The organism is Sphingopyxis sp. 22461 (assembly GCF_052044915.1).
Taxonomy (GTDB): Bacteria; Pseudomonadota; Alphaproteobacteria; order Sphingomonadales; family Sphingomonadaceae; genus Sphingopyxis.
Window position 1 is genome coordinate 486474 of record NZ_JBQENY010000001.1, and the last position, 26099, is coordinate 512572.

General features: G+C 63.9%; 24 protein-coding genes, 1 tRNA gene and 2 pseudogenes. 15 read left to right on the forward strand and 12 right to left on the reverse strand.

All coding sequences use genetic code 11. From position 1 onward, the window contains the following. Window positions 1-30: 30 nt before the first annotated feature. Genes ACTJI5_RS02355 through ACTJI5_RS02365 form a run of 3 tightly spaced genes read left to right on the forward strand, consistent with a single transcriptional unit; the run spans window position 31 to window position 3262 of the window. Window positions 31-978: a DUF4349 domain-containing protein gene (locus ACTJI5_RS02355; RefSeq protein ID WP_440859257.1), complete on the forward strand. Its 948-nt coding sequence runs from the start codon at window positions 31-33 to the stop codon at window positions 976-978. A gap of 52 nt (window positions 979-1030) precedes the next feature. Continuing rightward, a complete protein-coding gene (locus tag ACTJI5_RS02360) occupies window positions 1031-2080 on the forward strand; it encodes an aspartyl/asparaginyl beta-hydroxylase domain-containing protein (protein WP_310253904.1) in 1050 nt (349 codons plus the stop codon). Window positions 2081-2098: 18 nt separating this feature from the next. Beyond that, a complete protein-coding gene (locus tag ACTJI5_RS02365) occupies window positions 2099-3262 on the forward strand; it encodes an acyl-CoA dehydrogenase family protein (RefSeq protein ID WP_440859258.1) in 1164 nt (387 codons plus the stop codon). A gap of 17 nt (window positions 3263-3279) precedes the next feature. On the opposite strand, the gene ACTJI5_RS02370 is transcribed toward ACTJI5_RS02365, so the two are convergent. Continuing rightward, window positions 3280-3355, reverse strand: a tRNA-Ala gene (locus ACTJI5_RS02370). A 97-nt stretch (window positions 3356-3452) separates the two neighbouring features. On the opposite strand from ACTJI5_RS02370, the gene ACTJI5_RS02375 reads away from it, so the two are divergent. Beyond that, a complete protein-coding gene (locus ACTJI5_RS02375) occupies window positions 3453-4469 on the forward strand; it encodes an NADP-dependent oxidoreductase (protein ID WP_440859259.1) in 1017 nt (338 codons plus the stop codon). 23 nt (window positions 4470-4492) lie between these two features. Here ACTJI5_RS02375 and ACTJI5_RS02380 read toward each other — a convergent pair whose 3' ends face one another. Next, a complete protein-coding gene (locus ACTJI5_RS02380) occupies window positions 4493-5890 on the reverse strand; it encodes a DEAD/DEAH box helicase (protein WP_440859260.1) in 1398 nt (465 codons plus the stop codon). A gap of 114 nt (window positions 5891-6004) precedes the next feature. Next, window positions 6005-6595, reverse strand: coding sequence for a hypothetical protein (locus ACTJI5_RS02385; RefSeq protein WP_440859261.1), 591 nt, complete (start codon window positions 6593-6595; stop codon window positions 6005-6007). 123 nt (window positions 6596-6718) lie between these two features. Here ACTJI5_RS02385 and ACTJI5_RS02390 point away from each other — a divergent pair, with 123 nt between their 5' ends. Both ACTJI5_RS02390 and ACTJI5_RS02395 read left to right on the forward strand, forming a co-directional pair. Next, window positions 6719-8143, forward strand: coding sequence for an FAD-binding oxidoreductase (locus tag ACTJI5_RS02390; protein ID WP_440859262.1), 1425 nt, complete (start codon window positions 6719-6721; stop codon window positions 8141-8143). A gap of 130 nt (window positions 8144-8273) precedes the next feature. Further along, window positions 8274-9053: a SapC family protein gene (locus ACTJI5_RS02395; protein WP_058538376.1), complete on the forward strand. Its 780-nt coding sequence runs from the start codon at window positions 8274-8276 to the stop codon at window positions 9051-9053. Window positions 9054-9151: 98 nt separating this feature from the next. Here ACTJI5_RS02395 and ACTJI5_RS02400 read toward each other — a convergent pair whose 3' ends face one another. Beyond that, window positions 9152-9361 (reverse strand): DUF1674 domain-containing protein, encoded by a 210-nt coding sequence (locus ACTJI5_RS02400; protein ID WP_440859263.1) that lies wholly within the window; start codon window positions 9359-9361, stop codon window positions 9152-9154. Between the two features lie 55 nt (window positions 9362-9416). Between ACTJI5_RS02400 and ACTJI5_RS02405 the strand changes: the two genes are divergently transcribed. Further along, window positions 9417-10718, forward strand: a complete 1302-nt coding sequence (locus ACTJI5_RS02405; protein WP_440859264.1) for an RsmB/NOP family class I SAM-dependent RNA methyltransferase — start codon at window positions 9417-9419, stop codon at window positions 10716-10718. Here ACTJI5_RS02405 and ACTJI5_RS02410 read toward each other — a convergent pair. The 3 genes from ACTJI5_RS02410 to ACTJI5_RS02420 are packed head-to-tail and all read right to left on the reverse strand — an operon-like array spanning window position 10710 to window position 15442. Beyond that, window positions 10710-12491, reverse strand: a complete 1782-nt coding sequence (locus ACTJI5_RS02410) for a tetratricopeptide repeat-containing protein (RefSeq protein ID WP_440859265.1) — start codon at window positions 12489-12491, stop codon at window positions 10710-10712. The two genes, ACTJI5_RS02405 and ACTJI5_RS02410, sit on opposite strands and share 9 nt — an antisense overlap. After that, on the reverse strand, window positions 12488-13666 hold the full coding sequence (locus ACTJI5_RS02415) for a YARHG domain-containing protein (protein ID WP_440859266.1): 1179 nt from the start codon (window positions 13664-13666) through the stop codon (window positions 12488-12490). The genes ACTJI5_RS02410 and ACTJI5_RS02415 overlap by 4 nt, the downstream gene beginning before the upstream one ends. 54 nt (window positions 13667-13720) lie before the next feature. Continuing rightward, window positions 13721-15442, reverse strand: a complete 1722-nt coding sequence (locus ACTJI5_RS02420) for a DUF885 domain-containing protein (RefSeq protein WP_440859267.1) — start codon at window positions 15440-15442, stop codon at window positions 13721-13723. Between the two features lie 127 nt (window positions 15443-15569). On the opposite strand from ACTJI5_RS02420, the gene ACTJI5_RS02425 reads away from it, so the two are divergent. The 4 genes from ACTJI5_RS02425 to ACTJI5_RS02440 all read left to right on the forward strand — a co-directional run bounded on the left by ACTJI5_RS02425 (window position 15570) and on the right by ACTJI5_RS02440 (window position 19755). Beyond that, window positions 15570-16883, forward strand: coding sequence for an MFS transporter (locus tag ACTJI5_RS02425; protein WP_440859268.1), 1314 nt, complete (start codon window positions 15570-15572; stop codon window positions 16881-16883). 125 nt (window positions 16884-17008) lie between these two features. Further along, window positions 17009-17677 carry an RBBP9/YdeN family alpha/beta hydrolase gene (locus tag ACTJI5_RS02430; RefSeq protein WP_440859269.1) on the forward strand — a complete coding sequence of 223 codons (669 nt, stop codon included), beginning with the start codon at window positions 17009-17011 and terminating at the stop codon, window positions 17675-17677. Further along, window positions 17674-18594 (forward strand): cysteine synthase A, encoded by a 921-nt coding sequence (gene cysK, locus ACTJI5_RS02435; protein ID WP_440859270.1) that lies wholly within the window; start codon window positions 17674-17676, stop codon window positions 18592-18594. Before ACTJI5_RS02430 ends, cysK begins: the two co-directional genes overlap by 4 nt. 9 nt (window positions 18595-18603) lie before the next feature. Further along, window positions 18604-19755 (forward strand): cell wall hydrolase, encoded by a 1152-nt coding sequence (locus ACTJI5_RS02440; protein ID WP_440859271.1) that lies wholly within the window; start codon window positions 18604-18606, stop codon window positions 19753-19755. A 46-nt stretch (window positions 19756-19801) separates the two neighbouring features. On the opposite strand, the gene ACTJI5_RS02445 is transcribed toward ACTJI5_RS02440, so the two are convergent. From ACTJI5_RS02445 to ACTJI5_RS02455, 3 genes and pseudogenes are all read right to left on the reverse strand, one after another. Further along, entirely contained in the window at window positions 19802-20470 is a 669-nt protein-coding gene (locus tag ACTJI5_RS02445) for a hypothetical protein (RefSeq protein ID WP_440859284.1), read from the reverse strand. A gap of 161 nt (window positions 20471-20631) precedes the next feature. Then, window positions 20632-20697 (reverse strand): annotated as a pseudogene (locus ACTJI5_RS02450) (hypothetical protein); the annotation flags it as partial. Window positions 20698-20748: 51 nt separating this feature from the next. Further along, window positions 20749-20901, reverse strand: a pseudogene (locus ACTJI5_RS02455) (helix-turn-helix transcriptional regulator); the annotation flags it as partial. A gap of 478 nt (window positions 20902-21379) precedes the next feature. Here ACTJI5_RS02455 and ACTJI5_RS02460 point away from each other — a divergent pair. From ACTJI5_RS02460 to ACTJI5_RS02475, 4 genes are all read left to right on the forward strand, one after another. Next, window positions 21380-21988 carry an outer membrane protein gene (locus ACTJI5_RS02460; protein WP_440859272.1) on the forward strand — a complete coding sequence of 203 codons (609 nt, stop codon included), beginning with the start codon at window positions 21380-21382 and terminating at the stop codon, window positions 21986-21988. 465 nt (window positions 21989-22453) lie between these two features. Beyond that, window positions 22454-22582 (forward strand): hypothetical protein, encoded by a 129-nt coding sequence (locus tag ACTJI5_RS02465; protein WP_440859273.1) that lies wholly within the window; start codon window positions 22454-22456, stop codon window positions 22580-22582. Further along, entirely contained in the window at window positions 22573-22704 is a 132-nt protein-coding gene (locus ACTJI5_RS02470) for a hypothetical protein (RefSeq protein ID WP_440859274.1), read from the forward strand. Before ACTJI5_RS02465 ends, ACTJI5_RS02470 begins: the two co-directional genes overlap by 10 nt. Before the next feature lie 148 nt (window positions 22705-22852). Continuing rightward, on the forward strand, window positions 22853-23284 hold the full coding sequence (locus ACTJI5_RS02475) for a MucR family transcriptional regulator (protein WP_440859275.1): 432 nt from the start codon (window positions 22853-22855) through the stop codon (window positions 23282-23284). A 178-nt stretch (window positions 23285-23462) separates the two neighbouring features. On the opposite strand, the gene ACTJI5_RS02480 is transcribed toward ACTJI5_RS02475, so the two are convergent. Together ACTJI5_RS02480 and ACTJI5_RS02485 are read right to left on the reverse strand one after the other, a co-directional pair. Further along, window positions 23463-23999, reverse strand: a complete 537-nt coding sequence (locus tag ACTJI5_RS02480; protein ID WP_440859276.1) for a hypothetical protein — start codon at window positions 23997-23999, stop codon at window positions 23463-23465. A 903-nt stretch (window positions 24000-24902) separates the two neighbouring features. Beyond that, a partial coding sequence (locus ACTJI5_RS02485; RefSeq protein ID WP_440859277.1) for a calcium-binding protein occupies window positions 24903-26099 on the reverse strand: 1197 nt, incomplete at its 5' end.

Consider the following 26099-nt stretch of genomic DNA (forward strand, 5'->3'; position numbering starts at 1 on the left):
GACCATGAGTCGCATGTTGGGAGAGACTTCATGAAAACCAAGCCCTTAGCGGGCGCGATGGCGCTCGCCCTGGTCGGCTGTTCGGAAAAAAATTCGGAATCGGTGAGTGTCCAGGGATCTCCTGCCTATGACATGGCCCCGGTCGATGCCGCCGCGGAAGCCACGCCGCTGTCGATCCCGGCTCCTTCGGATAGCTCGGCACGGGCCGTGCGTCCGCCCAACGTCGGGGTCACGTCGGCGCCCGGCGTCGCTTTCAACTATGCCTATGCTTTCCGCCTCGACGACAATCGCATTGCCAAGGTGCAGGAGGAACATGCCGCCGCGTGCGAAGCGCTGGGGGTCAACCGTTGCCGCATCGCCGGCATGACCTATCGCCTCGTGCGCGAAAACGAGGTCGAAGCGCAACTCCTCTTCAAGCTCGATCCCGCAATAGCCCGCAAATTCGGCCGCGATGCCCTCGCAAGCGTCGAAAAGGCGGAAGGCGTGCTCGCGGCGACGCGGATCAGCGGCGAGGATGTCGGGACGCAGATCAGTGACTCGCAGCGCCGCAGTGCCGACCTCAACGCTGAGATCGCGCGTCTCGAAACGCGGCTCCGGCAGGGTGGTCTCGGCGATCGCGAGCGCGCCGAATTGCAGCAGCAGATCGCGGGAATGCGCCGCCAGCTCGACGGCGAACGCGACACGCGCCGGACCGGCGAGGCCATGCTCGCCACGACGCCGATGCAATTCGATTACGTCGGCACCGGCGGGCTGCCCGGCATCGGCTATGGCAACCCGTTCAGCGACGCGTTGAACATGCTCGTCCACAGCGGCAGCGTAATGCTGTCCTTCATCCTTGTCGTTGGGGCCGCCGTCCTGCCGTGGGCGCTGTTCTTCGCGCTGCTGATGATGATCTGGCGGACCCGGCCCATGCTCGTCGCCCGGAAATGGCTCCGCGGCGCAACCAGGCCGCCCGAAGCTTCCCCTACTGCAGCCTGAGGCACGCGGGGCGTCGCTTGCAAAGGTCCGATGCTGCGTTATGGCAAGAGCCATGACGCAGCAGACGACATGGCTGGACCGGGCACGCGACGCCCATCGCCGCGGCGATATTGCGGCGGAAACCGCGGCGCTCGACGATGCGATCCGCGCCGACCGCGGCAATATCGCGGTGCTGCTCGCCATGGCCGAACTCAAGCGCCGCCTCGCCGACGATCGCGCGGCGGGGAGCTTTTACCGGTTAGCGCTCGGAACCGCAGCACAGGCCCGGAGCGTCCCGCCTGCCCTTCATCCCGGCCTCCAGCGCGCCGAACAATTCCTCGCCGAAACCGACCGCGCCTTTGCCGAGCATCTTCTCGGCCAATTGCGCGGTGCCGGGATCGACGCCGGCACCGCAACACCGCGGGTCGCCGAGGCCCTCCGAATGCTTGCGGGCGAACAGCCGCTTTATTTGCAACAACCCAGCATGTTTTACTTCCCGGGCCTCGCGCAGCGCCCCTTTTTCGACCGGGCCGACTTCGATTGGGTTCCCGCAGTCGAAGCAGTGACGGGGGCAATCCGCGCCGAACTCCGGGCCTTGATCGACAATTCGTCCGATCGCTTCGGTCCCTATGTGACCGCCAGCCCCGACCGACCGCCGCCCAACAACCCCCTGCTCGACAAGCCCGACTGGGGCGCCGCGTGGTTATGGAAGGACGGGGTCGTTGCCGACGGGATGGACGAACGCTGCCCCGCCACCCTCGCCGCGCTCGAACTGGCGCCTCAGCCGGTGATCCCAGGCGGCGCACCGATCGCACTCTTCTCGCGCCTCACGCCCGGCACGCATATCCAGCCGCATCACGGCCTGCTCAACACGCGCCTTATCTGCCATCTGCCGCTGATCGTCCCCGATGGCTGCGGTCTGCGTGTCGGCGCGGAAACGCGTGCGTGGCGCGAGGGCGAGATGCTGATCTTTGACGACAGCTTCGAACATGAAGCCTGGAACCGCGGCACCAGCGACCGCACGATCCTGCTGTTCGAAATCTGGCGCCCCGACATCGACGCCGACGAACGCGAGCAACTCACGCGTATTTTCTCGGCGATCGACACCTACGCCGAACAATAATCAAGGGACGGGAAGACGATGACCAATCCGGGAATGGACGCCGATATCTATGAAGCCTTCATCGAACAGCTGCAGCGCTATGTCCGCGAGCGGTTGATCCCGGCGGAAGACCAGCTCGAGGAACTCGGCCGCGTTCCCGACGATATTCTTGCGGAAATGCGCGACATGGGCCTGTTCGGCGTCACGATGCCCGAGGAATATGGCGGCGCGGGCATGAACGTCAGCCAATATGTCGGTTTCATCCGCGAGCTCGCCTACGCCTCGCCCGCCTATCGCTCGATCGTCTCGATCAACATCGGCATGGTCTGCAAGTCGCTCGTCGGGTTCGGCACGGCGCAGCAGAAGGAGCATTGGCTGCCCAAGCTCGCGGCCGGAGAAATCGCGGCATTCGGCCTCACCGAGCCCGACAGCGGATCGGACAGCGCGGCGATGAAGACCCGCGCGGTGCGCGACGGCAACGGCTATGTCCTCAATGGCACCAAGCGTTACATCACCAACGCGCCCTTCGCCGACGTCATCCTCATCATGGCGCGCACTAACGCCGAGGCGCTTCCGAAGAACGCCCATGTCAGCGCCTTCATGGTCCCGCGCAACGCGCCCGGCGTTTCGATCGGCAAGCCCGACGGCAAGATGGGCCAGGCCGGGTCGCAGATCGCCGACGTGATCCTCGAGGATGTGCATGTCGACGGCGACGCACTGCTCGGCGGCGAGGAAGGCATCGGGTTCCGCGCGGCGATGCAGAGCCTCGATAACGGGCGCCTGTCGGTCGCGGCGGCGAGCGTCGGCTATGCCAAGCGCATGCTCGACGCCGGCCTGAAATATGCGATGGAGCGCAAGGCGTTCGGCGAGCCAATCGCCAACTTCCAGCTGATCCAGGCGATGCTCGCCGACAGCAAGGCCGAAATCTATGCCGCCGAATGCATGCTCGCCGATGCGTGTGCGCGCGCCGACCGCGGCGAGAAAATCCTCGTCGAAGCTGCGGCAACCAAGATGTTCGCCAGCGAAATGTGCGGGCGCGTCGCCGACCGCGTCGTGCAGATCCACGGCGGCGCGGGTTATCTCAAGGAATATCTGGCCGAACGCTTCTATCGCGACTGCCGCATTTACCGCATTTATGAGGGGACGACGCAGATCCAGCAGCTAGTGATTGCGAAGAATATGATTCGCGATTTTGCAGGCTGATCGGTCGGGAAGGTCGCTGGTGGAGCCGAGGGGAATCGAACCCCTGACCTCTGCAGTGCGATTGCAGCGCTCTCCCATCTGAGCTACGGCCCCGCGACCGGCAGCGTATTAACGACGCTGATTGGCAGTGGCAACGGCTTTTCTGACGATGACCACCGTCGCCGGCGAAATTGGGAATGGGGGGATTCCGATGGCCAAGGCATGGCATTTGACCAGTCGTCCGCAGGGGCTGCCGACGATCGACAATTTCGCGTTGCGCGAGGTGCCCGACGCGCCGCTCGAAAAGGACCAGCTTCGCATCCGCAATCTCTGGCTGTCGGTCGATCCGTACATGCGGGGGCGAATGAACGACGCCAAAAGCTATGCCGCCAGCTTCCAGATCGACCAGCCGATGACCGGCGGCGCGATCGGTGAAGTCATCGAAAGCAGGATGGAGGGCTTTGCTCCGGGCGACCTGATCCTCCACATGGGCGGTTGGCGCGACGGCGGCGTCATCGGCCTCGACATGATGCCGAACAAGCTGCCCGGCGACATGCTGGCCGCGGGCCTGACCCCGCAAACCTTCCTGCACAATATGGGCCTGACCGGCGGAACCGCATGGATCGGCTTGCTCCGCATCGCGGCGGCCAAGCCTGGCGATACGATATTCGTCTCGGCGGCCGCGGGTGCGGTCGGTTCGGCGGTCGTACAGATCGCCAAAGCGCGCGAAATGACCGTAATCGGCTCGGCCGGCGGCGCGGACAAATGCGCGTGGGCTCTTGATCTCGGCGCCGACGCGGCGATCGATTATAAGGCTGGGCCGGTGCTCCCCCAACTCGCCGCCGCGCTCAAACGCCTCGGCAAGCCGGGCATCGACGTCTATTTCGACAATGTCGGCGGCGAGCACCTCGACGCGGCCTTTGCGACGGCGAATGATTTCGCGCGCTTCGCGATCTGCGGCATGATCGACGTCTACAACGACGCGAAGCCGCAGGAGATGAAATATATAATCCGGGCCATTCCGGCCCGGATCCGCATGGAAGGCTTCATCTACACCGACCAGTTCATCGACTGCATGGAAGAATTCTATGCCGACATGGGCGGCCTGATCGCCAGCGGCGCGGTCACGATGCGCGAGACCGTGCACGACGGGTTGACGTCGGCGCCCGACGCCTTCCTCGGCCTGTTTTCTGGCAGCAATATGGGAAAGATGCTGGTCAGGGTCTGACCAGCAACCGCTTTCCGCCGGCGTCAGCTGTCGAAACCGACCGAGAGGAAGCCCGGCATCGGGCCGTTCCAGCCATCGTCGGGGCCGTCCAGATCGTCACGCTTGGCGGGCGCCGGCTTGCGATCATTGCGCGGCTTCCGGTCTTCGCGCGGCTTCACGGGCTGCGCTTCGGCGGCCGGCGCCGGACGCGCAGGTGCCTTCTCCGGCTTCGCAGCAGCTTTGCCGCGCCCGCCGCGCGCCGAACGTCCGCGCCGCGGCTCGCCCTCTTCCGCATCGCGGTCGGGCTTGGCGACATCCGCCGCTGGCGCGCCGCCGCCATGGATCGGAATCTTGTAGCCGGTCAGCTTCTGGATATTGTCGATCGCCTCGTCATCCGAGGGCGTCACCAGCGTGAACGCGCGTCCCTGGGCGCCTGCGCGGCCGGTGCGGCCGATGCGGTGGACATAATCGTCGGGGTGCCACGGCGCGTCGAAATTGAAGACATGGCTGACGCCCTTGACGTCGAGCCCGCGCGCCGCGACGTCCGACGCGACCAGGATGTTGATCGTGCCGTTCTTGAACCGTTCGAGTTCGGCGGTGCGGCTCGACTGGTCCATGTCGCCCTGGATCTCGCCCGCCTTATAGCCATAGCGTTGCAGCGATTTAGCCAACTCGCGCACGGTCGTCTTGCGGTTGCAGAAGATGATCGCGGTGCCGACCTTCTCGGTCTCGATCAGGCTGCGAAGCGTGTCACGCTTGCTGCGTTCCGATGTCTTGACCAGGAACTGCTCGATATTCTCATTCCGGCTTGCCGGACGCGCGACTTCGATCGTCTTCGGGTTCGACAGAAACTTGTCGGCCAGCCGCTTAATCGGCGCCGGCATCGTCGCCGAGAAGAGCAGGGTCTGCCGAGTCGCCGGCAGCTTGGTGCAGATATTCTCGATGTCGGGGATGAAGCCCATGTCGAGCATCCGGTCGGCTTCGTCGATGACGAGCAGGTTGCAACCGGTCAGCAAAATCTTCCCGCGTTCGAACAGGTCCATCAGGCGGCCCGGCGTCGCGATCAACACGTCGACCCCCTTTTCGAGCGCCTTGACCTGATCGCCCATCTGCACGCCGCCGATCAGCAGCGCCATCGAAAGCTTGTGATATTTGCCGTATTTTTCAAAATTTTCAGCGACCTGCGCCGCGAGTTCGCGTGTCGGCGCGAGGATCAGCGAGCGCGGCATCAGCGCGCGGGCGCGGCCGTGGGCAAGGATGTCGATCATCGGCAGCACGAACGACGCGGTCTTGCCGGTGCCCGTCTGGGCGATGCCGATGATGTCGCGCATCATCAGGACCGACGGAATAACTCCCGCCTGGATCGGGGTCGCTTCGTTATACCCCGACTCGTCGATCGCGCGCAAAAGTTCGTCGGAAAGGCCGATGTCGGCAAATTTCATAAGATCATCATGTCCGGAAAAGAGTTGGCGCCCAGCCTCCCACGCAGGCGGACGTTGCCGCGGCCATTGGGCAAATGATGAGGAAAAGTCAAGGAAAGGCCGCGATAAACGCGATTAATCGTCTTCGCGGACCGGAACCATCAGCTTGAACTTGTCGATCTCGCACTTTGCGCCGGTCCGAGCGTGGATCTGATCACGATCCTCGCACAATTTTCCGTCCTTGCTACCTTGCATGTAGAAACCGGCATAAAAATCGAGCGCGCGGCAACCGCGGTTGAGTTGCGCGCGTAGCCGCTGCTTCTGCCGCGTGATGATATCGATGCTGTCGCGCTGGACCGCCTGCATCCCCAAAATATTGCGCATCGATACGCATTTGGGCGCCTTTTTCTCTTTCCAGACGACAGGCAGTTCGGTCGCGCGTTTGGACATCGATGGGCCCGCCGCGAAATTGTTGAGCTGCGAACGCTGGGCGGGCACGCGGATGATCAGCTGCTGCTCGATCACCACCTGCCAGAAGGAAGAAACCTGTTCGGGCGTCGGCGAGGAAATTGCGACCAACGGTTCCGGCGCGGCAACGGGCACCGTCGCGTCCGCCGCTGGCGCCGCGGCCACAAACCACAGGAATGCCGCCGTCAGCACAGCCCCGCTGCCGCTCCTTTGGCGTTCTGACCGAAGATTTCGCTCACCTATGGCTCCCGCGTCCATGCCCGCTGGACGAAAAGATACTATTCGTCCATCGCTCCCTTTAACAAGGATGATTGAACATCAAATGAACTGCTGTCACCCCCTGCCCGCTTGTGGAGCAGGAAATTTCCGGAGTGGACCGGCATGACGCGCCCGCCATCTGCATCGCTGCTCGACGCATTCGCAAATTTGCTCGGCCCCAAAGGTTATAGCGCCGACCCGGATGCGATGGCGCCCTGGCTGACCGACTGGCGCGGCAAATATCACGGCCGTGCCGCCGCGATGCTGTCGCCCGCGACCACCGGCGAAGTCGCCTCGATCGTGCGCCTGTCCGCCGAGGCCGAGGTCGCACTGATTCCCCAGGGGGGCAACAGCGGCATGGTCGGCGGCGCGACCCCCGATGCCAGCGGCGATCAGCTGTTGCTCAGTCTGCGGCGCATGAACCGGATACGCCATATCGACGAGGCGGGGCAGCTTGCAGTTGCCGAAGCCGGCGTGATCCTGGAGAATTTCCACAACGCCGTCCTCGCGCACGCGCTCCGTTTTCCGCTCACTCTTGGAGGCAAGGGCTCGGCAACGATCGGCGGGCTGGTGTCGACCAACGCCGGCGGCACCCAGGTGCTCCGCCACGGATCGATGCGCGCGCTGGTTGCAGGCATCGAAGCGGTTTTGCCCGATGGCAGCATTTTCGACGGGCTGGCCCCGCTCAAAAAGGATAACCGCGGCTATGACCTGCGGCACCTGTTCTGCGGGGCCGAAGGGACGTTGGGGATCGTCACCGCCGCATCGCTGCGCCTCGTCCCCGCGGCCGCCGCCCGGCGGACGGCGTGGATCGGGATCGATTCGCCCGAAAGCGCGCTGCTGCTGCTGCGCCAAGTCGATGCCGCGATCGGGCGCGAGCTCGAGGGGTTCGAGCTGATCCCGGACGCCTGCCTCGACGCGGTGTTGCGCCATATTCCCCAGACGCGCGCGCCGCTTGCGACCGCACAGCCGTGGTATGTCCTGCTCGAACTCGCCGGCGAAAGCGATCAGGCTTTGGGTGAAGCCTTGGAACGGCAACTCGCTGCGGCACTCGACGCCGGGTTGATCCGCGATGTCGTGATCGCCAAAAGCGACCGCGAGAGCGAGGATTTCTGGCGCCTGCGCGATTCCATCTCCGAAGCCGAACGCGCCGAGGGGCCCGCGTTACAGCATGACATCAGCGTGCCCGTCGATTTGATGCCCGTCTTCATCGCCGAAAATCCAGGCCGTTTGACTTCGGCCTTTTCGGGTGCTCGCGCGCTGTCTTTCGGGCATTTGGGCGACGGGAATGTCCACCACCATGTCCAGCCACCCGCCGACGCCGACGGCGCGGCGTGGCTCGCCGAGCATGGCGCGGCCGTCAGCCGGCTGGTCTATTCGCACGTCCTCGAACTCGGCGGATCGATTTCGGCCGAGCATGGCATCGGTCAGATGAAACGCGACATCCTGGCCGAACTGGACAGCCCGGCACGTTTGTCCGCGCTGCGCGGAGTTAAGGCCGGGCTCGATCCGGCGGGCCTCTTCAATCCCGGCAAACTGGTCGCCTGACTACCGCCCGGCCCCGCTGTGCCGCATATCGCCCGCTTGCATCATCGCCCTCTTGCGCCGCGCGGCGCGGGTCAATAAGGCGCTTTATCCTTTTTGTCCCGAACTGCGGGACCCTTACCGGAGTTCAAACATGGCCACCGCGCCCGCACCTGCCAATCTGCCGCTGTTCTACAAGGACCTCGCCCCGCTTTCGAGCGTCGAGCATGCCGATTTCCACGCACGTCCGCTCGACAGCGCCGAATTCCTCGTGGGCCAGCACGCCATTCCGCTGACCTCGGACGAGTTCGTGTCGGCATGCCGCTTTTTCCCGATCGTCTTCTCGGCCGGCGACAATCCGGTTCCGCTCGCGCTGATGGGCCTGAACGAAGGCATCAACACCTTCGTCGACGACGAAGGCAAGCTGATCAATCCGGTCTATGTCCCGGCCTACATCCGCCGCTACCCCTTCCTCCTCGCGCGGCTCCAGCCTGATTCGGAAGATCTGTCGCTGTGCTTTGACCCGACGTCGGGCGCGATCGGCAAGTTCGACGAGGGCGATGCGCTGTTCATCGACGGCCAGCCGTCGGAACAGGTTCAGGCCGTTCTCGAATTCTGCAAGAATTTCGAAGAAGCCGGCCAGCGCACCGGCATGTTCATGGACGAACTGAAGAAGGCCGACCTTCTGATGGACGGCGAAGTCGCCATCCAGCAGGAAGGCAATGACAAGCCTTTCGTCTATCGCGGTTTCCAGATGGTCGACGAGAACAAGCTGCGCGAACTGCGCGGCGACGTGCTGCGCAAGTTGATGCAGAACGGCATCCTCGGCCTGATCTTCGCGCACCTCTTCTCGCTACAGCTTATGCGCGAAGTGTTCGCCGAACAGGTCAAGAGCGGCAAGATGCCCCTCAACACCGAGCTTCCGGCCGTCTAATCACAAAAAACTGTGGCCGTCCTTGCTCAGTGCAAGGGCGGCCATTTAAATTCCGGCGCTATCTCTAGATTATCGGCCGAACCGCGGCGACGCCCCGATCAGAAGTCGACCGCGACCCCCTTCAATTCCCAGTCGCCGTAGCGCACAGGGTTGCGCCCACCGGGTTGATCCTCGGCCTTATCCTCGTGGATGGGTTCGGGCGACGGCACCGCACTGTTCGTCCAGCCCGCGGGAGCCTTCACATGCGCTGGGCGCTTTACAGCGCGCGGCGTTCCGCCGATGGTTTCATTTTGGCTGCTGTCGGTCATGATACCCGCCTTATAGGATTTTTCATGCGTCACGCCAACCACCCCGTTCCCCATCATGGCTGATCGCCGCCCACCCCGGCGCCCACGATCGTCCGGCGGCGCCGATCCCGCGGGTACGGCGACGCGACGCGCCGCGTTGCGGCTGATCGACGCGATCCTGCGGCGCGGCGACCCGCTGGACATCGCAATGCATGCCGCCACCCAGGGCCTGACAGCCACCGACCGCGCCTTCGCGGTGGCGATCGTGTCCGAAACGCTGCGCTGGATGGTCGACCTCGACGCGCTGATCGACGGCGCGACGGCGCAAATCCTCCCTGACGACGTCAAATCGCGCGCTGTGTTGCGGATTGCGCTGGCGCAGTTGCTCGTTCTCAAAAGCCCCGGCCATGCGGTCGTGTCGACCGCCCTGCCGCTCGTCGATGGCGGGCCGCGACGACTGGTCCACGCGATCCTGTCGCGCGCGCAGCAAGAAGAATGGCAACTTCCCGACCGGGCAACGCTTCCCTTGCCCACCGCCGAACGCTGGGCCGAGCAATGGAGCCTGTCGATGGTCGAAGCGGCAGAAGCGGCGTGGAGCGCGCCGCCGCCGATCGACCTCAGCTTCGCCGCCGAACCGGGTACGGAAGAATGGCCCGACGCCGTTTCGCTCGCACCGCGCCATCGCCGCCTGCCCCGCGGTCAGGCGGTCGAGACGATGCCCGGCTATGCCGAAGGCGGCTGGTGGGTGCAGGACCTGGCGGCAAGCCTGCCCGCGCGCCTGCTCGGCGCGGGCGAAGGCCGGACCGTGCTCGACCTCTGTGCCGCGCCGGGCGGCAAGACGATGCAACTCGCGGCCGCGGGATGGAATGTCGTCGCGGTCGATTCCAGCGCGAAACGGCTCGAACGGCTCCGCGCCAACATGGAACGCACGGGCCTGTCCGCCGAAATCGTCCAAGGCGATATCCGGTCGTGGGCGCCCGAGGATCAGGTCGACGCGGTGCTGCTCGATGCGCCCTGCTCGGCCACCGGTATCTTCCGCCGCCATCCCGACGTGCTCCACCGCATCGAACCGCGGCAGATTGAGGAAATGGCCGCGCTGCAGGCTGAACTGCTGTCGCGCGCCGCGCGCTGGGTCAAGCCGGGCGGGACCTTGATCTATGCGACCTGCTCGCTCGAGCAAGCCGAAGGCGAGGATCAGGTGTCGACCTTCCTCGACCACCATGCCGGATGGACCATTGCCCCCGCAGGCGCCGAGGAACTGCCCGAAGCGATTGCCGCTGACGAGAAGGGCCTGATCCGCACGCTCCCCGCCATGCTCGCCGACGCGGGCGGTCTCGATGGCTTTTTCGTCGCGCGGCTACGCGCCCCGTCAGACTGAGCCGCGCGACAATCGATAGAGGGCGAGCTCGCCATAGTCCTTGGCGAGCTGCACCTTGCCGACATAATCGCAATCGAAATCGCGGGCGTTGCGGAGTGCGAGCATCGCCGCGAGCGGCTGCGTGCAATAAACCTGCCCTACCAGTGTGACCGGCTCGATCCGCGCAGTGCGGGTCACCTCGGTGCCGTACCATAGCTCGTTCCCGACGACGGGATCGACGCCGCGATAGATCGGCCCGAAATGAATGCCCGTCCGCATTCCGGCCTTTTGCCCGTCGAGCCCGAGTTCCGGTGGCAAGATATCGAGCCGCTCCTGCATCGCGAGCGCGATCCGCGCCGCCGTCGCCGGGTCGTCGATGATCGCATAGACTGCGTCACCCCAGGTATTGCGGAACAACACCGCATCACCGAAATCGTCGAGAATGCGGCCGATCCCGCCCATCACCTCGCTGGCAAAGATCGGCAGTTCAGCTTCGCCCAACTTCGAAAAGCCCGCGAAATCCGCAAACAATATCGCGTAGAGCCCGCGGCGTGTTCCTTCTGGCGGCTTGGGCGCTGCAGGAAAGTCGAGGTTGCGGTCGAGAGCACCAACAGAAATCGTCAGGGTCTCGCCGCCATGCTCCTGCCACAGCGCAATATCGGCATTCGTCCCGGCGATCGCGGCCGAGGGGCGCGCCGCGACTTCGGGATCGACCACCGCAAGCTGGATCGCGGTCGTTTCCAGTTCGCGCGCGCGCAGCTTCGCGAGGCCCATCATCGTGTGCGAACCGAGGACGAACTGGCAATCGTCGCTGACATAGCGCGAACCGCTGGCGAAATGGACCATCGGGGCCCGGTCGCGGCACGCGACATAGCGCGCCAGCCAGGCCTCGCCGCCCGACAGCACCGACTGGGCAATGAAATCCTCCTCGGCGAAGGGCAGCACGATGGTGAGGTCGATCCCGCGCGCGAGCGCTTCTTCGGCGAACAGGATGTCGGCGCCGCAAGCCAGCGGGCCGATCAGCGCCGAAAGCGGCTGCGTATCGAGTGCGGTGGCGATGGCGGCGCGGGCATTGGTCTCGCCGGCGCCGCCCGCACGGAACATTCGCCCGCAATAGACCCCGACCGGGGGCGGACGAAGCAGGTCGACGATCGCACCGGCATGACCTGCGTCAATCGCACCGCTTGCGGAAAGGCGCGACAGCTGGCGGCACGTTGAGGCGCGATCTCCGGCGCGGGTCCCCGCCTGATTATTGGCCACTTGTGCGGGACGCAGCGCTTCCTCGCCGCGGTTCAGCAGCAGCAGTGCCTCGACCAGCGTCACCAGGTCCCAATAATTATCGGCGGCGCCATTCGCGGCGATCGGCCCCGCCAACGCCGCGGCGCGCTCGCGCTCGCCGAGCAGCGCATAGAGGCTCGCGGCGTTGATCGCCGGAAAGGCGGCACCCGAAAGCGTCCATGCATGATGATAGGCGGCCACGGCCTGCCCCAGCAGCACCGTGCGGCGGTCGCCGCCATTATCGAAGGCGGCATCCTTCCATATCCGCCCCGCCAGCGCGAGGCTGTCGACATCGCCCGACGCAGCGAGATCGAGCTGCTCATAGAGGTGCATCGCCCCCAAACTGTCGCCCGAGGCGGCGAGCGCGCGCACCATCAGGTAGCGCAGGCGCGGGCTGTCGGCTCCGTCGCGCCGGGCCGCGGCGGCGCAGTCGAATGCGCTCAGCGCGTCGCCCTCGGCCAGCCGGTGCGCGACCTCGGCTTCGGCGGCCGTGCTTCGGTCCGCCGATCCCGTCATCGTGCCGCTGTTTCGGCCGATTTCAGCAACGCGACATTCGCTTTCTCGGTGGTGGACAGGTCGACCGTATCGCTCGTCGGGCGATACCAGCTGAATTGGCTGAAATGCGCGCGAAGCGACGGATCGCTGAAGCGGAACCCGTTGCGTGCGAAAATCTCGTTGCGCGCGATCTTGAGTTCGAGCGCGCTGTAATTGCCCAGCTCGTCGGCCGAAAGCAGCCGGTCCGACGAGTCGGGAATGACGACGCCACTGCCGCCCACGCCGGTCGGCGCAGAGCCGGCGGGGATCGCCGGCGCGCCGCCTTCGACGAGCTGGATATATTTGCGGAACATGAAGCCCGTCGTGCCATCGGCCTTGCGCACGCGCCACCACTGGCCCGCCTGCTTGTAAGTCAGGAATTTCTCACCCTCGAGCACTTTGCCGACGATCGCCGTCTTCGCGCTCTGCCCCGATCGAATGTTGGTGAAGCCCTCTGGGTCGTCGATTACGGCCGCCAATGTGAAGGCTTCGGCTGGCTCGCTCGGCACGGCCTTGGCTTCATCGGCCGGAGCAGGCGCGGCATTGGTCTCTGCCGAAGCCGCAACCACGGTCGCTTCGGGCGCCGCCGGCGGCTGCAATAACTTCCACGCCAGCAATGCGACGGCGATCACGGCCAACCCGAGCAGGGCCCAAGGGAGGAATGATGACTTTGATGGCGGCGGCGCTGCCTGCCAATCATCCGAAGCGAGTGGTGGAGGCGCGACCGGCGCCGGTGCGTTTCTTTCCACCGGTGCGGGCGCCGCTTCGCGTCCGCAAAGCTCTTCGAGGCTCATCAGAACCTTGCGCCAGCCGCTGTGCGCCGGATCGCCGTTCCAGTCGCGCAGATCGGCGAACTGGATTTGGTTGAACGGCAGCGGCGGCATCACATCGTCGATCGCCGTCTGCACCAGCTTTTTCTGGTTGCGTGCGACGTCGGCCTCGGCACGCACCCATTCGGATTGCGCCGATAGGTGCGACCAGACGACGATCGCGGCCTTCGCGCTACCGATCTTTTCGGTGATGACGTCGCCGTACGAACGGTGCGGCGGAAGCTCAGCATCCCACCAGACGTCATAGCCCGCCGCGGCGACCGCCGCGGCGATGTCGGCGACGCGCGCCTTGTTGTCGCGCGAATAGGAAATGAAAACGTCAACCATCGGCTAGCCCCCTGTTTTGAAGAGGCTAGCCGTCGGTCGTTCGATTCGCCAGCCTCAGAAGACCGCCTTCGGCGCCTGCTCCTTCATCATCGCCGCGCGGACCATCGGGATCGGCGGACCGCCGTAGGACAGGAACTCGTCGTGGAACGCCTTCCACTTCGTCTTGTCGCCTTTCGTCCAGTCCTCGCGCAGCTTGCGGATCATCAGCTTGCCCATCGTGTAATTGAGATAGGCGGGATCATAGGTGCCGCGTGCCGCTTGCTGCCGCGCATTGCCCTCGTCCTGATAGCATTGCTCCTTGAACAGCTTTTCGCTGTCGGCGACGGTCATACCCTTGGTGTGCAGCCCGATCGCCGACAGGTAACGGCAATCGCGGAGCAGCGCGTTCGACAGCTGGCCGATGTGCGTCTCAGGATCGCCCTCGCCCAATCCCGCGTCCCACATCATCTCCTCGGTATAATGCGCCCAGCCCTCGGCGAAGGCGTAGCCGACGAACAGCTTGCCGAAGATGCTTTCGGCGCGGTTCGAGTGAAGGAAATTGAGGAAGTGCCCCGGCCATACCTCGTGGACCGAGGTGAACATCAGATCCTTGCGGCCCGGGACGAAATCGGCCTGCGTCTGCTTGTCCCACGCGGGATCGGGCGGCGAGATATAATAGACCGACGGCAGGCCTTTCTCATACGGCCCCGGGATGTCGATATAGGCGCTGTTCTGCCGGTTGTACGGCGGCGATTCCTCGACCTGTGCCTGTTCGGTGCCGGGGATCGTCACGATATCCTTTTCGATCAGGAAGGCGCGCAGCGTCGGCAGCTGGCGCCGCGCCTCGGCGACAGGGCCGTCGGTGGGCTTGTCCGCATTCATCTTCTTCATGCAGTCGGCGATCGTCATTCCCGCAGCATAGGTGGCACAAGCCGCCTTCAGCGCATCCTGGTTGCGCTTGAGGTCGGCCTGACCGATCCGCTCGAGTTCGTCGAGGGGCGTGTCGACGCCTTCGTTGGTCAGGATCATCTTCGAGAATTTTTCGGCGCCGAGCGCATAGCCGTCGGGCGTGCCCGGCTGCGATCCGACATATTTGGCAAGGTCGGTCATCGCCGCACCCGCCTTCGCAGCGGCCTCGTCGAACTGCTTCTGCAGCGCCGCATCCTTGACCTCGGCAAAGGCCGCCTTGGCATCGCCCTTGTAATAATCGGCGAAGCCACCGAAGCCGGCAGTGCCATATTTGACGAAGGTGGCGGGCAACGGCAGCTTCAGGTTCGCCTTGATCTGCGCCGCAGCCGCAGGGACCTTTTCCGCATAGGCGATGAATGCCTTCATCCGCGTCGTCGCGTCGGCATAGGGGCGCGCGATATAGACGTTGGGGTCGAGCGCGCCGGTGTAGAAGGACGGGTTCTTCTGCGCGAAATCGGTATCGCGGAGGAAGAAGAGCTGGCCTTGCGCGACGTGGACCAGATAATCGCGCTCGAACTTCTCGGCCTCGGTCATTTCGCCGTCGAAAGCCTTGGCGTCGGCAATCGCCTTTTCGAGATAGGCCGCCTGCTTTTCGAGGCCCTCGGGCGACCAGTCGGGCAATTGGCCGTCGAACTCATGCTTGCCCTGATAGACCGCGAAATTCGGATTGAGCGGGAAATAACCCTTCAGGAAATTATCGCGGAATTCGGTCCAGTTCTTGGCGCTCGGCGCGGTCGCCGACTTGTTGTCGGATGCGTTGCACGCGGTGAGGACCAGCAACGTCGCGGCCATTGCAGCGCCGCCGAAGCGGGCAAATCTGTTTTTCATTCGAGTGTCTCCCTGACTCCTGTGGGGCGCTTCTGCCAGCGCCCCCGATCAATGACATCCGATAATCGACGAACGGCAAAGCTATGCCATCTGGACAGTCCCGAAAAGCGGGCTACGGCGGTCGTCAATGGCGACGATCCCTCCCCCCGAAGGCGAAGACCCGGTGATGCCGGAAGCCACGCCCAAAGCCCCCTCCCCGCTCAGCTTTCCCGACTTTCGCTATTTCTGGCTCGCGCGCTTCACCGCGGTGATGGCGACGATCGCAATGGTCGTGGTGATCGGCTACCAGCTCTATGACACCGCGCGCACCGACTATGGCATGTCGATCAAGGAGGCATCGTTCCAGCTCGGGCTGCTCGGCCTCTTCCAGTTCGTTCCGCTCGCCATCCTGACCCCCGTCGCCGGCTGGGCGGCCGACCGGTTCGAACGGCGCAGCGTCGCGATCTTCTCGAATCTCATCGATCTTCTCATTGCCGCGACGCTCGGCTGGTTCACCTGGCACGACCAGTTGACGCTGCCGTTGCTCTTCACCCTCGCCGCGCTCCACGGCGTCGCGCGCGTCTTCTCGGGGCCAGCGATGAGCGCGATCGCGCCCAATATCGTCCCGCCCGCGGTGCTCCCGCGCGCGATCGCGATGAGCAGCATCGCCTGGCAGTCGGCGTCGGTGATCGGCCCGGCTGCGGGCGGCCTCATCTATGCGGCGCATCCGGGGGCGGTGTATGTTTTCTCGGCGATCCTGCTTGCCATATCGGCTTTCACCCTCAGTCGGGTGAGGCGGGTCCAGCCGCCGCCCGCCGAAGTTCGCCGCCACCCGCTGCGCGAAATGGTCGACGGGCTGCGGTTCGTATGGGTCGAGCGCTTCCTGCTCGGGACGATCACGCTCGACCTGTTCGCCGTCCTGCTCGCGGGCGCGACCGCAATGTTCCCCGTGTTCGCCCGCGATATATTGCACGCCGGCCCCGAAGGCGCCGGATTGATGCGCGCCGCCGTCGCCTTCGGATCGGTCGGCGTCGCCGTCGGCTTGGCCATCCGCCCGATCGAGCGCAACGTCGGCGTGAAGATGCTGTGGGCCGTCGCAGCGTTCGGCGCCGGCACAGTGGTGTTCGGCCTCTCGACCGACCTGTTCCTGTCGCTCGGCGTGCTCGTCCTGATGGGCGCCGCCGACATGTTCTCGGTCTTCGTGCGCGGCACGCTGATCCAGCTCAACACCCCCGACCATATGCGCGGCCGCGTCAGCGCCGCGTCAGGACTTGCCATTTCCGCCTCGAACGAGCTTGGCGAAATGCGCGCCGGGGCAATGGCGGCAGCGCTTGGTCCCGTCAGCGCGGTTGTCATAGGCGGCGCTGCGGCGGTCGGTGTGACCGCGCTCTGGGCCTGGATATTTCCTGAGCTACGACGTGCGCGGACGTTCGAGCCGCAGTTCAGGCAGACCAACGGATAGGCCAAAACCATTCGCCGCACCTCGCGCTCATTTCGTCAAAAGCATATTGTCAATTTAATCAGTTGAGTTAAATAGAATTCACCCGTCACCGCGGTTCCCCTCTCTCCCCCGATGGAGTGACCGCCATGCACAATTCGAATATCCGCCACAAAATCCTGACCATTCCCGGGCTCTACAACAGCGGCCCGACCCACTGGCAAAGCCTGTGGGAGCGAAGCTTCGCCCGCTGCGAGCGAATCGAACTCGGCGGCTGGGACGAGCCGGTAAAGGACGAATGGGTCGAGCGGATCGCCGCCGCGATCGACGCCGAGCACGAACCCGTCCTCGTCGCCGCACACAGCCTGGGCTGCCATGCCTTTGCGCATTGGTTCGCCGCCGCCAGCAGCGTCGCGCGCGACCGCATCGCCGGCGCGCTGCTCGTCGCGCCGCCCGACCTGACGCAGCTGAGGCGCGACAAGCGGGTCGAAAGCTTCACCGACTCGCCGCCGCTTTCATCGCAGACGCCGATGATCGTCGTGGCCAGCGATGACGATCCTTATGCCAAAACCTCCTATGTCTGGCGCCTGTCGCGGCACTGGGACGCCCGGTTCGTCAACGCCGGGCCGTTCGGCCATATCAACGCGGACTCGGGCATCGCCGACTGGCCTTATGGACAGTATCTGCTCGCCTCGTTACAACCCGCGACGACGCCGGCGCTGGCGGACGAGGCACTCTGGCTGCGCGCCGGAGACTGGCCAAATCGTGTCCGCCGCGACCCGCGATTCGAATTCAAGGAAAGAGCGCACAGACCATGAAAGCCAATTCGATCCTCGAGACCATCGGCAACACGCCGCACATCCGTGTCGCCAAGCTGTTCCCCGACGCCGAAGTCTGGGTGAAGTCGGAGCGCAGCAATCCCGGTGGATCGATCAAGGATCGAATCGGCCTTGCGATGATCGAAGCCGCCGAAAAGGACGGCAGCCTGAAAGCCGGCGGCACCATCGTCGAGCCGACGTCGGGTAACACCGGCATCGGCCTCGCGATGGCGGCCGCGGTCAAGGGCTACAAGCTCGTGCTCGTCATGCCCGAAAGCATGTCGGTCGAGCGCCGCCGGTTGATGCTCGCCTATGGCGCCACCTTCGACCTGACGCCGCGCGAAAAGGGCATGAAGGGCGCGATCGAGCGCGCCATCGAACTGGTGGAGACGACCCCCGGGGCGTGGATGCCGCAGCAGTTCGAGAATGAAGCCAATATCGACGTTCACGTCCGCACGACGGGTCCCGAAATCCTCGCCGATTTCAAGGATAGCCCGATCGATGTGCTGATCACTGGCGTCGGCACCGGTGGGCACATCACGGGCGTTGCACAGTTCCTGAAAGGACATTGGCCGAATTTGAAGGTCTATGCCGTCGAACCCGATCTCTCGCCCGTGATTTCGGGCGGCCAGCCCGGCCCGCACCCGATCCAGGGCATCGGCGCCGGCTTCATCCCGCGCAACCTGCACACCGACCTGCTCGATGGCGTGATAAAGGTCGATGCTGCCGACGCCAAGACTTTCGCACGCCGCGCCGCGACCGAGGAGGGCATGCTTGTCGGCATCTCGTCGGGTGCGACCCTCGCGGCCATCGCACAGAAGCTCGCCGAACTTCCCGCGGGCAGCCGCGTGCTCGGCTTCAACTATGACACCGGCGAGCGCTACCTGTCGGTTCCCGATTTCCTCCCGGAGATCTGAGGACCGCTCGTGCATCCCCAAGACGATCAAACGGCGTTGCCCTCGCGGCGCGACTGGACGGGCTGGTTGTTCGTCCTGATCGTCGTCGCGGCGGTGGCGGCGGTGATCTATGCGAGTCACTCGACGGGCACGCGAAAGTATGTCGCGCACCGGCAGCCGGTCGCGCCGCCCGCCGACATCGTGCCCGAAGTCCAGCCGATGGTACTGGCGCCGGTCACCGAAGACGACGCGCGGACGCAGAACGCCGCGGTCGCGCTGATCACCAAGGGCTTCGTCGCAGCGCGGCCGTTCGTTTATGCGGGCGGCGGCGACGCGAAAGCCCGCGCCCGCGACTGCCTTGCCGCCGCGATGCTTTACGAGGCGGGCGACGACGCCAAGGGACAGCAGGCGGTCGGCCAGGTCGTGATCAACCGCGCCCGCCATCCCGCCTTCCCCAAATCGATCTGCGGCGTCGTGTTCCAGGGATCGGAACGCACGACGGGGTGCCAGTTCACCTTTACCTGCGACGGAGCATTGAGCCGTCGCTATTCGGACGCGGCGTGGCAGCGCGCGAGGAACAATGCCGACATGATGCTGGCGGGAGGGACCTATCCGCCGGTCGGCCTTGCAACCCATTATCACACCGACTGGGTCCGCCCCTATTGGAGCGACAGCCTCGAGAAGATCGCGATCGTCGACACCCACCTCTTCTTCCGCTGGCCGGGCTATTGGGGCACCCCGGGCGCGTTCCGCGGCGCGGTGTCGGGGAGCGACGGGCCGGTGGCGAAGCTCGCGGCGATATCGCCGCTGCACGCGATGGCACTCGGCTTGCCGGTCGAAATGGCGGGTGTCGATGCCAATGCCGCGGTCGGCGAAGCGCGCGTCGTCGCCGGCGCGGGCGAGAGCGCGGGCCGCGATACCATCTATACCCAGCTCGACCGCAAGGCCGCGCCCGAGAGCTTCGTCACCACCGCGCTGCGGCTGTGCGGCGACAAGCCATATTGCAAGTTCATGGGCTGGACCAACCCGGTGCTGAAGCCCGACAGCGATGCGATGAGCGACACGCAGCGCGCGGCGATGACCTTCTCCTACCTCCGCGACGACAAGGCCGGGTTCGAAAAGGCGCTGTGGAATTGCAGCGAATATAAGCGCGACGATGCGCGCCAGTGCATGAAGCGGTAGGACGCGAATATCCGCTTTGGGCCGGGAGCTTCATTCCCTACCTTTGTCATTCCCGCGAACCCGGGGACACCGATGTTATAACTTGGCGTTCGGCGGGTTGCTGAGTATCGCTGGCGAAGTCGAGGATGCCGATAAGGGAGCCATGAAGCGTAGCGCGCACCTCGCCGCGCTTCTCGCCGGGATGCAAGACGATCTTGCCAACGAGCGAGCGGATATCGCTTGAGGCATCGAGCCGCGTGTCGGGGTCTTCCAGCGACTCGGTGAGCCTGGCCACCTTGCGCTTGTAGATTTCGGCGATGCCGGGATGGATATCAGGGATGCCTTGAGGCGCTTCCGCAAGTCGAGCGGTAATCTCGGCCCGCTCGCGTTCGAGTTCGGCCATGCGCGCCTTCATAGCGGGCTGATACATTCCGTCCTCGATCGCGGCCATGATGCCCGCCACGGCCTTGTCGATCCGGGCCAGTCCTCGCCGATCCCCGTCAGCCGCTAAGCGCTGCTCGCGGTTCTCACGGTTGATGTGCGCGGCATATGCAGCCACGGCGGCGTCGATCTTGTCCGCCGACACCAGCCGTTCGGTGATACCCGCGAGCGCGCGGCGTTCGATGTCGTCGCGGCGGATCGTCCGATTATTGGAGCAGTTGCCGCTGCGATGATGACCGGCGCACCCATAGCGGTCGCCGACGACGATGGCATAGGTGCCGGCGCAGGTGCGCATTCGAGAAGGCCCGAGAGTAGATAGGCCGGACGCCGGGCGTTCTGGAGCGCACACGCCTGCGCCGCGTGTCTGATACCGGCATGGCGTTCGGCAATCGCCTCCTGCTGACGCTTGACCGCCTGCCACAGCGCGTCATCGATGATGCGAAGCGCAGGGACTTCGTTCCTGATCCATTCGGTTTCGGGATTGAAGCGGGTGACGCTCTTGCCGGTGGTGGGATCGCTCACGCGATGCTTGTGGTTCCAGACGCGGACACCGACGCAAAGCTCATTGTTGATGATGGCGGACTCGCGCCACCCCGCGCCATGAACGCTGATCCGCACTTGCGCCGGGAAGGTGCCTTCGGCGATCTTGCGGTAAAGGGTGGACCGTGACAGTCGGGTGCGATTGAGGACGGTCTGGAGACGGATGATCCTTTCGGAGACGGGCATGGCACTTACTCCATCGACTGGCGTTGGTTGGGCTCCCCTGCGAATAGAATTGGTGATCCGAAGAAATCGCGCAAGAGTGCCAAAAATAGTGTCGCCTACCTCTGTCGTGCCCTGTCCTGTCGTCTCTTGTTGTTTCCTAGCGTGTGATTTTTGGGTCGAAATAATTTTCCCATGACGTCCCAGCGGAGGGGTTTGGTGCCAAGATTGGCACCCCCGATCGGCCCGCTCAGCATTCGCCCCCCGATTCGACCCTGGCTAGAGAGCCATCGACGATGCCAAGTCGAGAACGCATAATATTTTCTTAAGTAATCAAGCAAAGAGCGGGCCGATGAATCACGGACTGTTCAAGTCAAAACTGTTACGAACCTGCAACACCCTTGAAGAGATTCGTCTTCAACAGACATTAGAGATTGACTTACGGGAGAATTCCTCCAACTGGGCGCCGCGCTTTTGCGCCAAGAATATTGGAGGAATTAAAATGAAAAAATCGATTTTGGCTGCTCTCGCCACCTGTGTTGTTTCCGTTCCCGCCTACGCGCAGGATGACGCCTCTCTCGGCGGCGCGAAGGTCGGCGTCGTCGCCGGCTATGACAGCGTCAAGCTGAGCCTCGACGGCGACAGCGCATCGAAGGGCGGCTTCGCATACGGCCTGACCGCGGGCTATGATTTTGATCTCGGCAATGCGGTGGTTGGCGTGGAAGCCGAACTGGCTGATTCCACCGCCAAGGAATCGGTGACCGACATTCTCGAAGCCGGCGATGAAGCGTCGATCGCGGCGTCGCGTGACCTTTATGTCGGCGCGCGCGTCGGCTTCGGGGTTGGCTCGAACGTCCTCCTTTATGCCAAGGGCGGTTACACCAATGTCCGCATCAAGGCACGCTATGCGGACAGCACCGGCAGCGTCGGCGACAGCGATACGCTCGACGGCTTTCGCGTCGGCGCGGGCGTCGAGCTTGTTGGCCAGACCAACTTCGCTCGTCTCGAATATCGTTATTCGGACTATGGCAAATACAGCGCCGACGGATTCAACACCGGCATTTCGGCATCGCGCCATCAGATCGTCGCCACCGGCGGCTTCCGCTTCTAACAACGACGACAAGTCGAACATCGAAGGGCGGAGGCTATGCTTCCGCCCTTTTTTGTTCCCGGCCGCCTCCCCGATCCCGTCGGGAAACGAAAATCCTACATAGTCAGAGCAATTGGGTTGGCGTCCCGCCTGTGGCGGCCGCGCTCTATTCCGCTTCGCTCCACCGAGCCGCCGCTACGCTCTGTCTCTTCGGCTTCGCCGTGACGATCGCATGACGCGAAAGTCCGGAGCTTCGCTCCGGCCCTGAAGGTCATCACGCTGGCGCGCGATGGCGTGGCCTCCGGCCGCGCGGAGTGGTCGTCGCTCTCCTCTGAGGCCCGCCCGGCAGGCGCAACCCCTGCGGGGTCCTCCACTGTGTTCCGGCCTGCGGTGCGCCCTGCCTTCATAGCGCGCTCTCCGGTCGCTCTCGCCGCCCACCCCGCTCAGCCGGGGCTGTGGTGGTTTGGAAGAGCAAGGAGAGAAATCATGGAATTCAAGCATATCGAACTGTCGCAGCTTTTGGTGTCGCCCGCCAACATGCGCGGTGTCGCGAAGAAGCCGGACCTCACCAACATCCTGCCGTCGGTGCGAACCGCGGCATCCTCGTGCCGCTGATCGTCTGGCCCAATTGCGCGGAAGACGCGTATGAGATCGTCGCGGGCGAGGCTATTGCCCAGAGCGTCGAGGTGTCGGCGAGCGAGGCGGCGTTCAGGGCATCGCCGATGAACTCGGCATGAGCTGCAAGGCCGTCGAGAAGCGGATCGGACGCGCGCTCGCGCGGTGCCGCCGGGTTGCCGCGCTGCGACATGGTTGAAGCGGCCCGATCAAAGGTGCATGGAGAATATCGATAGAATACTATCGAACTGCATCGCATTGGAGGCGCAAATGGAAGATTCCGAAACGCTCGTCACGCTGACGGCGGATATTGTCGCGGCTCATGTCAGCAACAACAGCGTCGCCATATCGGACATAGCGCTCGTCATCCGCTCGGTGCACGAAGCGCTGTCGGGACTTGGCGCGATCGAAGAACCCGAAGTCAAGCAGGAGCCGGCGGTGTCGGTCCGTTCGTCGGTGAAGCCCGATTACATCGTCTGTCTCGAGGACGGCAAGAAGCTGAAGATGCTCCGCCGTCATTTGATGACGCACTACAATATGACACCCGACGACTATCGCGCCAAATGGAACCTGCCGAAGGATTACCCGATGGTCGCACCGAACTATGCCGAGAAGCGCCGCGCGCTCGCGAAACAAATCGGCCTCGGCACCAAGGGCCGCGGCGGCGGGCGCAAGAAGGCCACGGTGCGCGGCGCGAAATAGTCCTCAGACCGCAGCGCCGGTCTGTCGTTCAAGCGCGTCAGCGATCATCGCCGCAAGAGATTCTTCGGCGAGGATGCGCGCGACCGGGTCCTTGGCATCGAGATCGCGCCGCACTCATTGCGGCGCGCGCTCGACCACCCGGAGGATGGTCTCTGTCAGTTCCCGTGTCATGGCGCGCCTACATGACGCCGATCTCACCGAGGTCGCGGCAGAACGCAGACGTAATGCGCAGACGGGCGGCCGCATCGATACCGATCGGAAATTCGGCCGCCAGGCGGAATTGCGTCCGACCGCCGCGACCCTTGCGGAGCCGTATCGGAGGCTTCTTCCAATCCCATCCGTCGATCTCATCTCGGATCACTGAGAGGAGTATTCCTGCCCCGACCCGATCCATCTGGACTTCAGCGTCGGGCTTTTTGTTTCCCTTGCGCCCTTTGGTCGGGGCCATGGCCGCTGCCATTTCTCGCACATGCGATGGGAGCCGTTCGATTGCCGCAATCTGGAGCCACGATGACGGAGACAAGCGGGAGCGATGAAATTCGATCGCGTCGGGTTGCGCTTCCCGTTCATGTTCGTGGACCTTGCGCCAATAATCACGACGGACGGCCGGGTTCTGGCTGATGTTTGTCAGCAAAGCAACGGTACCGTCGCCTGCGAATTCGACGGCGGACTCGCGTCCCGCGTAGACTTCGAAGTTAGCAGCGGAGAGGGCCATGACCGCACCAGGCCGGGCTACATAGCCGTCATGGTCAGCCGGGGCAGATGAAGAGAGCCGCTTTGTTCCCGAGGCCGCGTGGAGGATCGATGATCCCCCCGGCCCCCTCGTCACAATGTCACGCGACAAATGAAAGCTGACATGACCGGCAGCGGACATGGGACGTTCTGAGAAGGGCCCCGGAACCGTAAAGTCGGGAGCCAGCAAAAAAAACGGCCACCTGCAGGTTGGCGTTCTTCTTTGTCATCCTTTCGTGGCCTGCGCTTAATCTTGACGACGCCGAGGATTGCTTCGTCTTCTTCTATTTCGATGTAGCGGCGGACGTCTGCTCAAAGATGACCGATGGGACCGAGCGTGCGCATGATGAGAGTCCATGTTCCTGCTATGACTCCTTTTAGTTTCTCATCCGTTCCAAAGCTTAGCAAGAGCGCTACTCAAAATAGTTCTGGCCCTCTTCCCTGAGCCGCAGTAAGTCGGCGAGCGGGCCTGCGCGATAGCGCGAAAAATAAAGATGAGGCGGACCCTCGCCGAATGTCACACCTTCCCACTGGGAAGGCACGCAAGCTAACATGAACTAGTCAGGTTAGCGCTATTGCGCCTAAACTTTTTCTCGCCTTCCCATTGCGCGTCTGATGCGGATGGGAGGAGATCGATGTTGAGAGATTTGCGGGCCTTGTGCCCATCATGCAGTTGAACCGCTCAGCAGGTCGTTGCCGATGTCGACCATCCCGCTAACAGCGTCGGCGAACCCATGCCCTAGGGTCGCCGTGGCCTGAAAACCCCCGCTACAGTCAGGCTTCGTCAGTAGGGCGAGCTTTATAACGGCAGCGAGGGCGATGCATCGCAAAAATTGGGCTGAGGGCGCCGTAGCAACATGAAGCGCCACGGCGCATTGCCTCAGTTCTAAGCGAAGAATTCTATCGGCCGTAGATTCTCACGGGACCACCCGGAAATCCCCTCGACTGCCGAACGGGCTCCGAATGAACTCATTTCCTGGACGATCGCGGCAAGCGTTTGGTTGATCCCTGCAATCTCGGCGGCCGGTCCCGCCTCGTCGAGGCGCGCTCCGCCACCCGACCACATTTCGCTATCCTCAATGCTCGGGCGCTGCGGTGGATAGCGATTCCAACCATCGATGCTGTCGAACTCGATAAGGGAACGATGGAGATCGTGAACGATTGCGTTCCTCCACGCCGGCAATGAGACCTTTTGCGCGTGCGAGAGCATGGTCTCGCCAACGACAGCGTCATTCTCCCGTCCCGCAGACGTTATAGCTTCGTTCTGCGTCATGATACGAGCCTCGGGCACGGCCATCTGAGACGGGCTCTCCGCATTCTGCCGTAGATAAGTTGCGTCCCAGCGGGTGCCATCTGCAAAGGTCACGAACTCGATGCCATTCGCACGGTTGGGGTCCATGTTGATCAGCCGGATGCTGCCGCCATCTCCCGCGCCCGGCGCACTCTCGGCAATTGCCAAAATGATGTCAGCGCCAGCGCGCGATAGGCTCACATCGGCAACGGCGATCTGTTGTAGGGCAAGTGTATCGGCAAAGCCCCCGTCCCAAACGTTGTTATCGACAATCGTGTCGTGGCCATCACCGCGTGCATAGACATAGGTGTCGTCGCTCTGGTCGCCGTTGAGCGTGTCATTGCCCGTGCCGCCGTTGAGCGTGTCGTTGCCCCAACGCCCCGTAAGAGTATCATTGCCGCCGCCGCCAGAAAGGGCTTCGCTACCGTCAAAGCCGGTGATCGCATCATTCCCGCCCGTCGCGGCCTCCGTCACGACCCGCTGGCGCAGATAGTTGGCATCCCAGCGCGTGCCGTCAGCGAAGGTCACGAACTCGATGCCATTGGCCCGGTTGGGGTTCATGTTGACCAGCCGGATGCTGCCGCCATCCCCGGCGCCGGTCGCGCTCTCCGCGATCGTCAGAATGATGTCCTCGCCGACGCGCGACAAACTCACATCGGCAACGGCGATCTGTTGTAGGGCAAGTGTATCGGCAAAGCCCCCGTCCCAAACATTATTTTCGACAATCGTGTCGTGGCCATCGCCGCGCGCATAGACATAGGTGTCGTCGCTCTGGTCGCCGTTGAGCGTGTC